Below are 15,308 nucleotides of genomic sequence, written 5' to 3' on the forward strand. Positions count from 1 at the left end.
ACAGTAAGACTAACCACTACTGTGATCTCTTCATTGCACTTTGTTTATTCAAATGTTTTTGAAATTGAATAAGTATGATTCGTATTATAGAACGCTTTTCAAAACACTGTCAACAACTTTTTATATATTTTTTTAAATTCCACTTTCGTCCTATAATTCTTTTTGTAAATCACCCATTACAATTCCTATGCGAATTATTTCATTTTCTAGTAAATGTAAAACATATTCCTCTACTTTATACTGAACTAATAATTCTTTTATTTGTATGATTTCTTTTTCGAATAACACGGCTTCGTGACATGTTTGTAGTAAAATAAAAAACACATTTGCAAACATTTCTTTATGCGCTTTCATACTTTCTTTTTTATGAAGCATTTCAATCAATAACCGCTTCATTTCCTCACCTGTACATTTACCATGTACACTTGAAAATGTACGAGACATAATACATAATCCTTTTTCTAATATTTCATCCATGTATAAAATAATACGTAAAAGCATTACATATTCTCTCGCAGTTATCTCACCCATTTTTGGTCGTTCTCGCAAAAATACACTGAGCCAAGCTGTCCAAAATTTTTGTTGTTCTTTTACGCTTAATGTTTTGACGTAATAGCATAAAAACTGCATAAACTTAATTTTATTTTCTTCATTTTCTAGTATGAGTAACGGGTATAACCAATCTGTTTTTTGCTCCCAATATAGTACACATTTAATAAATACAAAGCTAAGCCACTTCAAGAAAGCTTCTCTCGTATGCGGATGTAATACTTCCAAATGTTCTACCGCATACTTAATAAATCGCTTCATTTCTGTAAATAAAGGTAAATTTATTTGCGTGTAACATAAGCCGGCCCATGCATATTCCGTAATCTCATTTTGTTTTTTTAAATCTAAGTATGGTAACAAATATTTTCGGCACCATTGTTTTTCAATATGATATAGAAATGTAATATCTGCTATTAAACGAGCAAACATAAAGTTTGTTCGTTCCGAATTAACTCTTACTTGTTCTTCAAATAAAAATAAATATTCATATACATTACGATCGTATAAATGATCATATGATAACAACTTTAATAATACAGCTGTCATTTTTCCAACTGGATGCTGAATTGATTCATTGTAAAAATCTTGTTTCCCAAGCTTAAAGTCTGTATCACTCTTCATAACTTGAGGAAACACTGAAAAAGCAAATCGTTTTACAACACGTATACTATTCTCTTCTAACTCTTCTAGTCGATTACTAATTTCATATAGAAAACTACTAATTAACCAATGAAAAGCAGTATTTCTAACAAATTTCTGCAATAGCGGAATAATTTTTTGGATTTGATCATTTGTCAATCCTCGATTATTTCGCCATTCTCTAATACAAACAAACCATACTTCATTACTTATTTCTTGCACTCCTACTAATTGGTATGCAAATGAAATACTCCACTCTGTGTTTAATTTACATGCTTTTGATAACATCTCTAAAAAATGGCGTTGTTCCAAAACACGATCTTGCGAAAATTGCTGAACTTGCTTCATAATTTCAACATCTTTCAGTTGCAATAATCCGTCAGCAGTTACATTACAAGTAATACTTTGCTCTGTATCCTCTTTCTTTTGTACACTGTATCGTTCGGAATGAAAATGAGGATGCTTTTGCTTCATTAACTCATACCCATTTGCCGTAGATGGACTATTTGAATCACACTTGAATAATAAGTCTAATACGAGACATGCATCAAATACCCTCTCTTCTGTAAGATGCTTTATTACAGTTCGAGTGACTTCTTCTTTTGTTTTTTCTAAACAATGTGCATAATGCCTTTTTAAAAGTTGAAAAACTTCGTGTTTATAAGTGAAATCTAAAAGAAGTCCTTCATGTAACAACCATTTCATTTTGTCATCTACACGAACAAAAATATTTTTATTCATCGCATCAATTGCAATTTGCTTTTGAAGTACACTATTTGCTTCTATCATTTCTGTAATATAATAAGCCGCTTTTTTCTCATTGTTTTCGCATAAATAAGTTAGACACTCTTTTACAATTCGTATTAAAAATACAAGATCATTTTGATGAAACTCTTTCTCTATATTTTCCTTATTTCTTTTTTTCAGTGCCGTTTGTCTTAACGACAACATTCTCAATTTTTCTAATCCAATCATCATAATTGGAACAGCATAATAAGCGATATAAGGCCTCATCTTTTCGTTCCAAATTTGCTCCACATGAGAGAATGTAGATACTGGTAAGCGACTCGATTCCTCGAGTTCTATTGATTCTTGCGTATCATTTCCCCATTTTCTTACACGTTTTAACTTCAGTTTTCCGTCTAAAATAAAAGTTAGTATCAATAAGGCAATTTCCTTATGCTCAGGAAAAGAACATTTTTGCAGTAACTTAGAAATCTTTTCTATAGAGCTACTATCTTTTTCAGCTGTTTCTAATAAAAGGAGTGTCCACCTTGCAAACAACAACGGGTCCATCTTACTCTTCGTTTCGGTTAAGTAGTTACAAATTGTTCTCCATAATAACGGTGATATTTTAGAATAGTTTTTATAAATTAATTGAAATAATTCTTTCTGATGACTAAAAAGAAATTGTTCGACTAACCATTCTGCAAGTAATTCATCTACTTCATTATAGTTTGGCGTAAGCATAAACAAATTTTGTAATTTACCTTCTACTTCTAACCATTCGACCCATTCATAATCATGAGCAAATTCCACAAAGTAACGAACTGTTTCAATTTTTTTAATTGATTGCTTTATGTATGATAATTGTTCCTGTTCTACTGACGGGGGAACCGTTACAATATCCCGAATACGCATTCTTTTCGTAATATAATTATCACCCATTAATTCCGCCCAGCGTTTTACCGCTTTTACGAGAGATTGATGATTATTTACTTTATTCGGATACACAATTGGTCTTATCCCTAAATGTTCCCAGTGGTACGTATTTTCTCCTTGTGCGACAAAAGCAAATCGTCTTGTACTTGGTGGTAAACCAGTTGCTAAATATTTCATTACTGGGTCATTATGACTATATCCAACGAATAAAACGGTGTAATTTGAGAATAGATCAACTAAAAATCTTCTTGCCCACCCTTCTGTTAAGTAAGCCCTTCCAAAATCACCGTCTGTTAAAATTAAAGCCTCTTTCTCCTGTTCTACATTACCATGTATGTAAGCAAGACCTTTAAAAGCTCTCCCAGTCGGTAAAGCTGGAGCGTAATAAACATTGATATCTCTATTTATTTCTTTAATTGCAGTTGTAAAATGTTGATCAAAATTTGTTGTTACAATGCGGATATCTGTATCTAAAGGAAATAACCTTGGAATTGCATAATGCAATGGATTCGGTTTTGATTTCTCTATATGAACGAGATCTCTTGCGACTTGATGTACATCTTTTGTTTTCGCAATTTTACCAAGATAATAATCATGTGGCTCTGTTATTTCACGTTTTTCGACATATAACGTTTTTGCAATTTCATCAACTAAATCATCAAAATTCGGTAAGTTTGATTTCCCTTTCATAGAAACTCCCGCTCCAACAAATAACACTAACTTTCCTTGCTCAAGGTGATCAATTAACTCATCTGGAATTTCTACTTCTGAAGTAATCCACATTTTGGATTCCCCCTTACCTAAAAATGTCATACACTCTCATTTTACTATAACATTTTTTCATTGTTTTTATAATATTTAGACTAAATTCCGAACATGAAAAAGTTTTATGTAAATAAATCCGTTACAATGTATGAACTCCAGAATTTATTGAAAAACTATGTATAAATCGGAGGTGTAAATTTTGAATGATTTCACAGTAGTGCTTATCAAGTTTATATCGTGCATTATCGCATTTAGTATTGGGCTTGCTTTATTTTTCCCTGCAACGTTTGTTCAAATTATTTCATTCAGTCTCTTTGTTACAATCGTATCCTACATGTTCGTTGATAAAATTATTTTAAATCGAATTGGCAATACTGGTGCCATTATGTCGGATTTCTTATTAACATATTTAAGCGTATGGATTTTCGGTAATATTTTATTAGACAACTATATGCAAATTGCATGGGGCAGTATCCTTTCTGCCATCGTCTTCACTTTATCTGAAGTAATCGTTCATCGCTTCTCTAACTCTCATACAAGGCACAACAATGATAACATTCGTATTAATCGCCGCTTTGCATATGGTACAGAGTTTGCTGAAGAACAAAATATATTGGATAAAGATAAGAAAAAGTAACGTTTTAATGCAGGAGCGCCCTTTTTAATTATGTGGTGCTCCTTTTTTGTATTTTTTCATTATGGTACGTGAAATTATATAAGTGATTATTTCAAAATACCGACTTACTAACAATATTTGACGCTATTTTTTCTAATAAAAAGCTGCCTCTTATTTAGAGGCAACCACTTTTAAGTCTTTTACTGCAACAACATCCGCAAACGCTCCCAATACTGCGTTATGATGTTTCACAATATCTTCAGCACGTAACACTTCTGTATTAAATGTACTATGCGCATCACTCACTAACGTTACTTTATACCCTTCACTACATGCTCTGCGCGTTGTCGTATCTACACAATACTCTGTTTGCATTCCCGAAAGAATAACGTGTTCAATTCCTTTCTCTTGTAACACTTCGCTTAAGTTTGTATTATGGAATGAATCTGGAGTCGTCTTTTCAACTATATTATCTCCTTCTTGCGGAGCGATGGCCGCATGGATTCGCCATCCATCCGTACCTTTTTCTAACGGATGGTCTTTAGGACCGTTATGTTGGATATAAATAACCGGAATATCATTTGAACGACATTCCATAATAAGCTCTTGCAATGTTTGTAAAAACTTTCCCCCATTATGTACTGGCATTCCAGCTGTATACATACCCGCTTGCACATCAATTACGATTAATGCTTTTTTCATTTCACATATCCCCCTTTATTTGTATAAGCCATTATTATTGTTTATATTCCATCATCCAACAATCTTCTAATTTCCCCTCATGCAACTCATGTTCCTTTAAAATCTTTACTTTTTTAAATCCACTTTTTTCATAACACTTTATTGCTCGTTCATTATTTACTTTCGGATCCATTGCAATTGCTTCTGCTCCCATTTCACCCATAATATATGTAATTGCTGCCTGAACGAGTTTTGTTCCAATTCCCTTTCCCCAATAGGCTGGTTCACCGATAAATTGGTCCATACCCCATACATTTTGTGATTCTTTATAGCCATATAACGCTTTCCACTCTGAATCCACTGGGTACATTTGTATGTAACCAATCGGAATGGTATCAAATTCTATTAAACATCTTTTTTCATTACTGTTTGGACTATGTATAAAATGATCAAGCACCTTTTCTACAGATTGCGGATTATCTCGTCCTTCGTAATACCGCAGGACTGCTGGGTCCGTTAACCATTTAGAAATGATAGATGCATCATCTTCCATTACGTATCTAATCAATAAACCTTCTTTTTGAAAAAGCATATTATACCTCTATTATTTCTTTATATTTTTTCTTGCTGTTACATCTTTCATTGCACCTACTAATGCATATGGTAGTAATGTAATCGCAAAAAATGCTGTAAATACGTTAAATTGCGGGATTGTATAGAGTGTGAACCATTCAGTGAAAAATTGAGAATTTAATATTCTATTAAAAAACTCTCCGCCTGGCCTAAAGTTTGGTGCCCACCCAGTGATTTCACACAAAATAAACAGTAACTGAACAATAAAAAATGCCCCTAGATAACGAAACCAAGTCCGTTTCCATATTGGTTGTGCATTTTTTAATATATCCCCCATCTTACCCCCTCCTTAAATATCCATCATATTGATTATACACTTTCCTCACTTTATTTGTTAAAATTTTCTATATAATTAATACTGTTGGGGGGATACATTATGTCTAATCCTATATTTACATCCACTTTAATCATTCTTAGAGGAAACTCCGCAAGCGGTAAAACAACGATTGCAAAACAACTACAAGAACATTTCGGACAAGGGACACTTTTAGTATCACAGGATGTTGTACGTAGAGATATGCTTAGAGTACACGACACAATGGGTAATTTATCACATGATTTACTATTTGAAATTACGAAGTATGGAAAAGGAAAATGTGAATTTGTTATTTTAGAAGGTATATTGAACAGTCATAGGTATGGTGAGATGTTAAAAGAATTAATTCGTTATTTTGATGAAAATGCATTTGCATATTACTTTAATTTATCATTAGAGGAAACTATTAGACGACATAACACAAGGGACAAACGACACGAATTTGGTGAAGATTCCCTACAAAATTGGTATAATCCGCACGATACTATTAAGGTTGCCCGAGAAACTATTTTTACAGATAACTTTACGCAAAAAGATATATTTGATGCAATTCTTAATGATGTTGCGATCAAAAAACAAGCCTAACATAATATGTTAGGCTTGTTATATATTTTGTATTTCAGTTTTTATAATTAAACAATCTATACATAAATAATAGTATATATTCATTTCCCCAAACTGGAAATCAACTACTGAAATAAGTCCACGTTCCTCAATATCTTGAGTAATTGTAGCAACATATTTCATCTCTTTCGCACAAGTTGGACACGCCAAATCCTTTGGAAGATTATCATATAACGGTACCCCTAATAATCTACATACATATTCAGAACCGAACAAGTCAAAAGCTTCCCAGTAACTATCTTCATCTGTAGGTATATCTTCATTTTTCATATTTATAAGCTTTACCGTTGTTTTTGGTAATGAAACTGGTAACTTATCTTCCTCTTCCATTATCCATTCTTCTGTATTTTGCTGCTTTATGATTTGAACTGTTTTACCTCCATCACTTAACTGAAAATATTGCGGTTCCCACACCATCGCGCAGTTCAAGCATGAAACGAATGGTAAAATATTTAGTTCATTACTTTTAAGTTCAGCAAGTCTCCCATCTTTTAAATCAAAACAGAGAATTTGATGCATCTTCTCACCGCATAACTTACATACTGGCAAATTACAATCTTGACCGCCAAAGTAATGATTATATGAACCTCTTCCTTCAATTACTCTATACCCTTTCCGCTCATTACAATGTGCGCCATATAATTCTATTGTCATATTCTATCCTCGCCTTTTATAAGAATGATTCACAAAATGATAATAATTAAGACTAAAAAACATCGTCTTCCTGAATAGTTTCCATAATAAATTCTTTTAAACTCGGAGATATTTCTTCCATTTCGTCATCCGCGTGATACCAAATATATATTTTATCATCCATTTTCCCATTATTTATTTTAAAGCACAATTTATCCCCTGAACCATCGTCACCAATTATGATAAGGTTTTCTGGCATATACTCATCTCTCATGTCAACATTTTGTCTAACTATATCATCCCAAGTTTTCGTTACATTTCTATTATCTTTAATCGGATATAGTATCCATTCCCCTATTTCAGCATTATTAACTAATTTAATAAGATCCCTATATTGATTTGGGAAAGCAGCACCTAACTTTTCTTCAGTTTCTTTTATTTGCAACTCTAATACACCTTGTTTCTTTGTTTCAATATATTCTCTTACTTCTTTCATGAAATACACCTATCCTTTGAACTTAATTACACTATTATGATTGAAAGTGTTTAGTAAACAATTTGATCCAATTTATACATTTCATTATACGTTAATCCTTCGTTTTCAACATACTACTCTACTCTACTCTTCTCTTCTCTTCTCTACTTCCTTATCTCATTCTTAATAGTTTTATTTTCTAAACATCATACAATTTTTATGTTTTGTTACAGGTTTAGTAATAAGCCCTTTAAAAACCCTATTATCCTTCTACTAAAAAAATAAAAGCCAGCCTCAATAAAGAGAACTGACTTCTATTTGGATCATTATAGTTACTATAAAATTTTCACTTTAACAGTTTGTCTTCCCCAATTCATAGCTTTACTTTTTGAACCCATTAAAACATCAATACGATTACCTTTAATTGCACTTCCAGTATCACCAGCAATCGCTTCTCCATAGCCTTCTACCCATACTTTAGATCCTAATGGGATTACTTTCGGGTCAACTGCAATAATTCTCATATTCGGATTTGCCGTTAAATCATGCCCCATCGCAGTTAATACGCGTCCACCATATGTACCATTTTCACTTGGATCAGCAGTATACGCTGTCGCTACTACCGTTAATTCACGTTTAGCAGACTGTATGTTGTTTTTAGATACTTCTTTCGCTCTCTCTTCTTCTTTAGCCTTTGCTATTTCTCTTGCTTTCTCTTCTTCTTTAGCCTTTGCTATTTCTCTTGCTTTCTCTTCTTCTTTAGCTTTTGCTATTTCTCTTGCTTTCTCTTCTTCTTTAGCTTTTGCTATTTCTCTTGCTTTCTCTTCTTCTTTAGCTTTTGCTATTTCTCTTGCTTTCTCTTCTTCTTTAACTTTTGCTATTTCTCTTGCTTTCTCTTCTTCTTTAGCTTTTGCTATTTCTTGCGCTTTCTCTTCTTCTTTAGCTTTTGCTATTTCTTGCGCTTTCTCTTCTTCTTTAGCTTTTACTATTTCTCTTGCTTTCTCTTCTTCTTTAGCTTTTGCTATTTCTTGCGCTTTTTCTTCTTCTTTAGCCTTTGCTATTTCTTGCACTTTCTCTTCTTCTTTAACTTTTACTTCTTCTTTGATTTTTGCCTCTTCTTTAGGCTTTACTATTTCTTGCGCTTTTTCTTCTTCTTTGACTTTTGCCTCTTCTTTAGGTTTTACTATTTCTTGCGCTTTCGGTTCTTCTTTAACTTTTACTACTTTTGCCTCTTCTTTAGGCTTTACTATTTCTTGTGCTTTCGTTGTTTCTTTCGCTTTTGCTACTTTCTGCGTCTTTACTTCTTTCTTTTCTTTAACTGATTTTTGTACTTTCGCTACTTGCTTCGTTTTCTCTTCGGTTTTCTTTTCAGTTGGTGCTGTACTTGATAGGAAAGAAACGTTTGCATAAGCAGTTTTTCCTTTATACTCAAATTGCAGCCATCCGTCTTTTACTTGATGCGTTGATTCAATTACATCATCTTTTTTTAGTCTGCCAAGAATTTCTGAATCTGTGTTTGCTTCAGTACGTACATTTAACAAATTCGCCGTTACATGATATACATCTTTTGTAAACTCCGAACTTACAAACACTTCTTTACCATTCAACTCAATTTTTGACCAGCCATCTTCGGTATTTATGACTTTTAACTCTTGCCCATTCTTTACTTTTTCGACCACTTTTGATTCTGTAGTCGGTTTTTCACGTACGTTAAGTACATCTGCTGTTACGATTGTTTCTGCGGTAGCAGTTGTGGTAAACGCTCCCAATCCAAAAACAGTTGCTGTTGCTGCGCCAATTACTTTTTTCATATTAGCCTCCATTAAATTTTTTTGAATTTTATCAAATGCCTCCGTAAAATTGTATAATTTTACATAATATCAAAACATTTGCAACAGTATATTAATATTGTTTAATATACTGTTATTAAAACTTCTTACTCCAATACTATCAAATTCTTATTTCTAATTCTATATATTATAAATCTCCTTATCTTTTATAAAAGCTCCATGCCCTTCTTCACACTAAATAGTTGTGGCAATTCCCGCCAAAAATAAACTTACGATTGCTAAAATTTGAGTAGCGACAATAGCCCCTCTTAAATGAAACTTATAATCTTTATATCCTTTCATACCTTCCGTACTAGGAATCACAACAAACCTTGGAGTAATCCAGCAAAAAATTAGCCAATCAATTATAAGTAAATCTACTAAATTGAAAATCATTAAAATACCAAAAGTGTGTAAATAGGCATCCATATACATTAACTTTTCATGCTTATGTAGTATATATGTAGAAACGAAAGGAGTACCGAAAAGAATAGTATTATATACAATATTAAAATAAATGGTTTGCTTTTTTTCATGAATCGATTTTGGAAAAACTACTTTTTGAATATCTTTCGGATAATCAGTTAACGAAAGTCGAGGATTATAATATAAGGACCCTAAAATCATTACGGATAGTACAATAGACATGATGACACCAACGTACATCATTTGCTCAAATTGATTCATATGCTTCATTCACCCTTTTCTGTAATTACTATGATGGTCATTCACTTAATTACATATTGTATGTACGTACATAATCAAAAATTAACAACTAGCTTTAATAGCGAAGCAAAATTGTTGCAATGCAAATGCAAATTTAATACAGTGGAAGCCTAATTGATACAGATAGGATTGGTGAAACCTATGAAAATTGAACATATTGCAATTTGGGTAAATGACTTAGAATGTATGCGTGATTTTTATATGAAATACTTTAATGGTAAAGCAAACTCTTTATATCATAATAAAACGAAACAATTTGAATCTTATTTTATTACGTTCGAATCTGGAGCAAGACTTGAACTTATGCGTAAAAAAGGGATTGAACATAAGCCTAATTTAAACATAACCGGCTATACTCATATGGCTTTTTCTGTCGGTAGTGAAGAACGTGTGAATGAACTAACAAAGGTGATAAAAGATGCTGGTTATCCTTTATTAAATGGACCACGTTTTACTGGAGATGGCTATTATGAAAGTGTAATAGGCGATCCAGAAGGCAATCAAATAGAAATTACGATTTAACTTACCCTTTTCCACCACCTCCGTATTTTTCCACAGATTAGGCGGTGCTGTTGTTGAGGTGCCAAATGAGGCAACTGCTTACTTTTACCGAAAAGCACTATCAAACATGCCAATATTCGCTACTTGGGAACAGCCAGAAGGTGCTGGTGGAAGTATTCGATGGGTTGAAGACTTCCGCTTAGCAATGCTTCCATTTACAAAAGGTGTCTATGTTAATACTCCTGACCTATCCATTAAAAATTGGCCAGATGCATACTTCAGTTGCAACTTTGACCGATTAATGGAAGTAAAAGCGGAATACTTTGCGAAAAATGTCTTTAACTTTCCGCAAAGTATTCCGCTTTTTTAAACTATATATTCCACCTAATATATCAAAATATAAAACATCCATTTTTTTATGGGTGTTTTACAAAAAGAGTTTACATAATATAATTATTAGTTGCTTCTTTTACTAAATATCTATTCAACAATCGAAAGTAACACTTTCTCAAGGTCTTTTTTAGATAACATACTTTCGTTTATATAGCCATTCTTTTAATTGTACTTCATCCAAAGCTCCGTTCCCCTCTCGTAATCCTTCACACTATATTCGCTCGTTTTTCACAAAAGGTTCATTTTACATGAAAATTTATTTATTACAATAAAAATATAAGGTATATTTTTATGAAAAGGAGGAATTCAATAATGAATACAGAGGATAAAATTCACGCTGAAAAAGTGTTGAAAAATCTATTCATCGGATCACAAGTTGATGGATTACAATTTGGTATTTCTCCAGGCGCTATAAAGATTCATTTCACAAACTTTCACGACTCAGTTGATTATGACGGACAATTATATATCAATATCGAATCCAAATGGTGTTTATTTAATAAACCTCAAAAAAGCTACCCATTAAATGAAGATGAATTTGAAGTTTATTCTGAGAAAGAAGAATATGAAAGAATATGTAAGATAAGAAGACAAAAAGTTACCGATATACAACTTGGCTTAGAAAGCCCTCATTTAATTATTACATTAGAGAGTGGACAAATTATTTTTTTAAATGGTTTTCATGATTATTATGAATGTTGGCAAGCTGGTGTCCTATGTGAGCAATGGCTTGTAGTCGCTGCACCTGGGAATGAAATCGCCACTTGGGCTCCCGATGAGTTTACCGATAAGTAAACTGTCTTCACGAAGAAGAAACGAAGATATTTTATGAAGTACTATACTAATGAACTACATAATCATTTCTATTACACGTAAACAAAATGACGATTTTACTTCTCAAAAAAATTACGAAGATTATACACCAGAGAAATATCATTGTATATCTGTTGATGATGATATTATCAGTAGTTTAAATCAAAATTTATCAATTATGAAAACCTACTTCCATACAGTCAAAAATCAGAAATACGGTTTAGCTTATTGTGGTATTACAATTATCCCGCCTGAATCATTAGCAATTTTCTATGAAACAGTTACATCCTCAAAGTTCTTCAGAAAATCTGATGAGCTGAATGAGTTAGCTTCAAAAATTGTACAAGCTGCAGCAGAACAGAAGTACATGATCCATTATGGGGTTTAAATGTAATTCAAAAAATGCTTAGGATTTCTCCGAAGCATTTTTTGTATGTTACTAATACATTTATTCCTTAACCATTTAGTCAATGCTTGAGCCTATGGCCCCATCTTTTACAAGTGAGGGCGCCCCTATTAATCTAAATAAGCGTCTCATTTCCAATCTTCCAGCTAAACCATCTCCCATGCCCTTCTGTTTCTCCAACCGTTTCACGATATTCGTTTCCGTTAATATAATAATCAATATGAAGGTCACGATCCCACATGTTGTTATACAGGTGGAATACATCACGTTTTGCTCCAATTTCTTGTATTTGTTTTTCTAACTTATGTTTTACTTGTTCTGGTATTTGATTTGCAACATGTGTATGGAAAATACAAATAACAGCTTCTTCACTTATTTGTTCAATAATAGATGATAATAGCTCTACACCGTCTCCTTCTATTAATTGGACAGATTCATTTTTCACTAAAGATGCAGCTTGATCAAACATCTCAAGCCTTTCTTTATGTTCTGGCCAAATTAAAGCACGTAACCATAAATAATCTTCCTTATTATGTAAATCATTCACATGTAAGTCCAGTCCAATTCTTTCTACGACAGATGGGCTTTCTTTTAGAAAATGCGGCACATTCGTCCCTCTTATTTCAGAAGTTACATGCACATTTGAATTTATATTTCCGTACATTTCATCCGTCCCGTACGAATAACTATATTGGTCCCAGAACAGTTGCAACCCAGAACTTGTCCCAATTTCAATTAACGCTAACGGCTTCTTCACTTTGTTAAATATGTAGCAGAAACTTGGGTATAAGTATGCGCACCGTCTTACTTCATTTGTTTGAACGAGTTTCGTTTGTAACAAAGTAATGATTTCTTCTCGGTACTCTTTACAGAAATCTTTAAAATGATTAAAAGCTTTATCTAAATTTGTATCAGCATTTTCAACTAAACTACTATAATACGTTTTTAAATGATGTTCTTTCCCTGCTAGCAATAAATAATGTACTACACCTAATAGTAAGTTTGGGACTGGTTGACCTACCTGAGCATAGGACGATAGTGTAAGTACTTCCTCATCTTCAGCAATTTTCATTGATAAATATTCATATAAATCACTTGACCCTTTACATTCCTTTATTGAAAAGTTTCGAAATAAGTTTGAAATTTGTTCTTTTGTACACATTAGAGTCCCTCCTTTTTATTTTTCAGAATAATCTTACCATTACAGAAAGAATAATCCTATAAAAAGGTACTCGATTTAGTCACTTAAGGATACGTAAGCTTTTTCGAGATAATTTCAAACTGTAATTTTTTTCTATTTATCACCTTAAAAGAGCTTGTTAAATAAGATTTTTAGCGAATAAAACGTTAAATAGTTTAAAATTATCAGATAACACTAGATATTTTAGTCTATTAATTATTATAATAGAGTATGAGATGGTTATATAATTGAGACAAAAAAGGTATACACCTAGGTGGGGCCTAGGCGGTGTTTCTCTTTTACGGTTTAGACATAGAAAACACCTACACTTTTTTGCCAATATAGGGGATGGAGAGATTATCATGAGCAACATGCAGCAAAAAACAGACGTTATCTTAATTGGTGCAGGAATTATGAGTGCAACGTTAGGCTCATTACTAAAAGAATTAGCACCAGAATGGGAAATTAAAGTTTTTGAAAAACTCGCAAGTGCCGGGGAAGAAAGCTCTAACGAATGGAATAATGCAGGTACAGGGCATTCTGCGCTATGCGAACTGAACTATACTTCCGAAAAAGCTGACGGATCTATAGATATTAGTAAGGCTGTAAAAGTGAATGAGCAATTCCAGCTTTCAAGACAATTTTGGGCATATCTTGTAAAGAGCAAATTAATTCGTAATCCACAAGATTTTATTATGCCACTACCTCATATGAGTTTAGTACAAGGGGAAAAAAATGTTGAGTTTCTAAAAAACCGTTTTGAAGCGCTTTCAAAAAATCCACTGTTTCAAGGAATGGAATTTTCTGATGCTCCTGAAACATTAAAAAAATGGCTTCCACTCATTATGGAAGGCCGCACATCTAATGAACCGATGGCGGCAACGAAGATTGACTCTGGAACAGATGTTAACTTCGGTGCATTAACACGTATGTTATTTGATTACTTAAAAACAAAAAATGTCGAGCTAAACTACAAGCATAGTGTCGAAAATATTAAGCGCACGAAAAATGGTTTTTGGGAAGTAAAAGTACACGATATGAATAGTGGTAAAATTGAGCATCATACTGCTAAATTCGTCTTTATTGGCGGCGGTGGCGGTAGCCTACCTCTACTTCAAAAGACTGGTATCCCTGAATCAAAACATATCGGTGGATTCCCGGTAAGTGGACTATTTATGGTATGTAAAAACCAAAAAGTTGTAGAGCAACATCATGCGAAAGTGTACGGTAAAGCTAAGGTTGGTGCTCCGCCAATGTCTGTACCTCATCTAGATACGAGATATATAGACAATAAAAAAGCTTTACTGTTTGGACCATTCGCAGGCTTCTCACCTAAATTCTTAAAAACAGGTTCAAATCTTGACTTAATCGGTTCTGTAAAACCGAATAACGTCTTAACGATGTTAGCCGCTGGTGTAAAAGAAATGGGACTTACAAAATACTTAATTCAGCAAGTTATGTTATCACATGAAAAACGTATGGAAGAATTACGCGAATTCATTCCGAACGCGAAAAGTGAAGATTGGGATATTGTAGTTGCTGGGCAACGTGTACAAGTAATTAAAGATACTGATGCTGGTGGTAAAGGGACACTTCAATTTGGTACAGAAGTAGTAAGTGCAGCTGACGGCTCAATCGCCGCATTACTAGGCGCATCACCAGGTGCTTCTACTGCTGTTCACGTCATGCTTGAAGTATTAGAAAAATGTTTCCCAAGCCGCATGATAGAATGGGAAGAAAAAATAAAAGAAATGATTCCTTCATATGGCATTTCACTAACTGAAAATCCAAGATTGTTCCAAGATCTTCACACTTCTACTGGTCGTACACTTGGATTAAATGAAAAAGAAACTGTTCATAATTAATG

Annotated in this window: 16 protein-coding genes and 1 other annotated feature (1 of these 17 running past the window's edge); of the genes, 7 read left to right on the forward strand and 9 right to left on the reverse strand. The window is 33.1% G+C overall.

Annotated elements, in window-relative coordinates; translation table 11 throughout:
• Nucleotides 1–43, reverse strand: a binding site (T-box leader) (it extends 193 nt beyond the left edge of the window).
• Between the two features lie 107 nt (nucleotides 44–150).
• A complete protein-coding gene (locus MHH55_RS08790) occupies nucleotides 151–3,633 on the reverse strand; it encodes a DUF4020 domain-containing protein (protein ID WP_139362426.1) in 3,483 nt (1,160 codons plus the stop codon).
• 181 nt (nucleotides 3,634–3,814) lie between these two features.
• Here MHH55_RS08790 and MHH55_RS08795 point away from each other — a divergent pair, with 181 nt between their 5' ends.
• The gene (locus MHH55_RS08795; RefSeq protein ID WP_000997702.1) at nucleotides 3,815–4,252 is read left to right on the forward strand and encodes a YndM family protein; all 438 of its coding nucleotides are present in this window, start codon (nucleotides 3,815–3,817) and stop codon (nucleotides 4,250–4,252) included.
• Nucleotides 4,253–4,402: 150 nt separating this feature from the next.
• Here MHH55_RS08795 and MHH55_RS08800 read toward each other — a convergent pair whose 3' ends face one another.
• From MHH55_RS08800 to MHH55_RS08810, 3 genes are read right to left on the reverse strand one after another with little or no spacing between them, the layout of a single operon-like run.
• Nucleotides 4,403–4,933, reverse strand: a complete 531-nt coding sequence (locus tag MHH55_RS08800; RefSeq protein ID WP_078186504.1) for a cysteine hydrolase family protein — start codon at nucleotides 4,931–4,933, stop codon at nucleotides 4,403–4,405.
• 34 nt (nucleotides 4,934–4,967) lie between these two features.
• Complete coding sequence (locus MHH55_RS08805; RefSeq protein ID WP_000898772.1) at nucleotides 4,968–5,504, reverse strand: GNAT family N-acetyltransferase; 537 nt, start codon at nucleotides 5,502–5,504, stop codon at nucleotides 4,968–4,970.
• Nucleotides 5,505–5,516: 12 nt separating this feature from the next.
• The gene (locus tag MHH55_RS08810; protein WP_071740751.1) at nucleotides 5,517–5,822 is read right to left on the reverse strand and encodes a YfzA family protein; all 306 of its coding nucleotides are present in this window, start codon (nucleotides 5,820–5,822) and stop codon (nucleotides 5,517–5,519) included.
• A 99-nt stretch (nucleotides 5,823–5,921) separates the two neighbouring features.
• Between MHH55_RS08810 and MHH55_RS08815 the strand changes: the two genes are divergently transcribed.
• On the forward strand, nucleotides 5,922–6,446 hold the full coding sequence (locus MHH55_RS08815; protein ID WP_078186503.1) for a kinase: 525 nt from the start codon (nucleotides 5,922–5,924) through the stop codon (nucleotides 6,444–6,446).
• Between the two features lie 18 nt (nucleotides 6,447–6,464).
• Here the strand turns inward: MHH55_RS08815 and MHH55_RS08820 are convergent, their stop codons facing one another.
• The 4 genes from MHH55_RS08820 to MHH55_RS08835 form a co-directional block, all read right to left on the reverse strand.
• Complete coding sequence (locus tag MHH55_RS08820; RefSeq protein ID WP_060852018.1) at nucleotides 6,465–7,139, reverse strand: hypothetical protein; 675 nt, start codon at nucleotides 7,137–7,139, stop codon at nucleotides 6,465–6,467.
• Nucleotides 7,140–7,191: 52 nt separating this feature from the next.
• Nucleotides 7,192–7,614: an SMI1/KNR4 family protein gene (locus MHH55_RS08825; RefSeq protein WP_000665937.1), complete on the reverse strand. Its 423-nt coding sequence runs from the start codon at nucleotides 7,612–7,614 to the stop codon at nucleotides 7,192–7,194.
• Nucleotides 7,615–7,928: 314 nt separating this feature from the next.
• Nucleotides 7,929–9,404 (reverse strand): cell wall-binding protein EntB, encoded by a 1,476-nt coding sequence (gene entB / locus MHH55_RS08830; protein ID WP_078186502.1) that lies wholly within the window; start codon nucleotides 9,402–9,404, stop codon nucleotides 7,929–7,931.
• 213 nt (nucleotides 9,405–9,617) lie between these two features.
• On the reverse strand, nucleotides 9,618–10,109 hold the full coding sequence (locus MHH55_RS08835) for a hypothetical protein (RefSeq protein WP_001071244.1): 492 nt from the start codon (nucleotides 10,107–10,109) through the stop codon (nucleotides 9,618–9,620).
• Nucleotides 10,110–10,289: 180 nt separating this feature from the next.
• On the opposite strand from MHH55_RS08835, the gene MHH55_RS08840 reads away from it, so the two are divergent.
• The 4 genes from MHH55_RS08840 (at nucleotide 10,290) to MHH55_RS08855 (ending at nucleotide 12,243) form a co-directional block, all read left to right on the forward strand.
• Nucleotides 10,290–10,670, forward strand: coding sequence for a VOC family protein (locus MHH55_RS08840; RefSeq protein ID WP_074555200.1), 381 nt, complete (start codon nucleotides 10,290–10,292; stop codon nucleotides 10,668–10,670).
• A 58-nt stretch (nucleotides 10,671–10,728) separates the two neighbouring features.
• Complete coding sequence (locus MHH55_RS08845; RefSeq protein WP_002041349.1) at nucleotides 10,729–11,019, forward strand: BBE domain-containing protein; 291 nt, start codon at nucleotides 10,729–10,731, stop codon at nucleotides 11,017–11,019.
• 335 nt (nucleotides 11,020–11,354) lie between these two features.
• Nucleotides 11,355–11,837, forward strand: a complete 483-nt coding sequence (locus MHH55_RS08850) for a hypothetical protein (protein WP_001090913.1) — start codon at nucleotides 11,355–11,357, stop codon at nucleotides 11,835–11,837.
• Nucleotides 11,838–11,886: 49 nt separating this feature from the next.
• Complete coding sequence (locus MHH55_RS08855) at nucleotides 11,887–12,243, forward strand: hypothetical protein (protein ID WP_001106576.1); 357 nt, start codon at nucleotides 11,887–11,889, stop codon at nucleotides 12,241–12,243.
• 133 nt (nucleotides 12,244–12,376) lie between these two features.
• Here the strand turns inward: MHH55_RS08855 and MHH55_RS08860 are convergent, their stop codons facing one another.
• Nucleotides 12,377–13,423: a DUF2332 domain-containing protein gene (locus MHH55_RS08860; RefSeq protein WP_000337443.1), complete on the reverse strand. Its 1,047-nt coding sequence runs from the start codon at nucleotides 13,421–13,423 to the stop codon at nucleotides 12,377–12,379.
• 380 nt (nucleotides 13,424–13,803) lie between these two features.
• Here MHH55_RS08860 and MHH55_RS08865 point away from each other — a divergent pair, with 380 nt between their 5' ends.
• Entirely contained in the window at nucleotides 13,804–15,306 is a 1,503-nt protein-coding gene (locus MHH55_RS08865; RefSeq protein ID WP_078186907.1) for a malate:quinone oxidoreductase, read from the forward strand.
• The last annotated feature ends 2 nt before the right edge of the window (nucleotides 15,307–15,308 follow it).

The organism is Bacillus sp. FSL K6-2944, from assembly GCF_038005385.1.
Taxonomy (GTDB): domain Bacteria; phylum Bacillota; class Bacilli; order Bacillales; family Bacillaceae_G; genus Bacillus_A; species Bacillus_A cereus.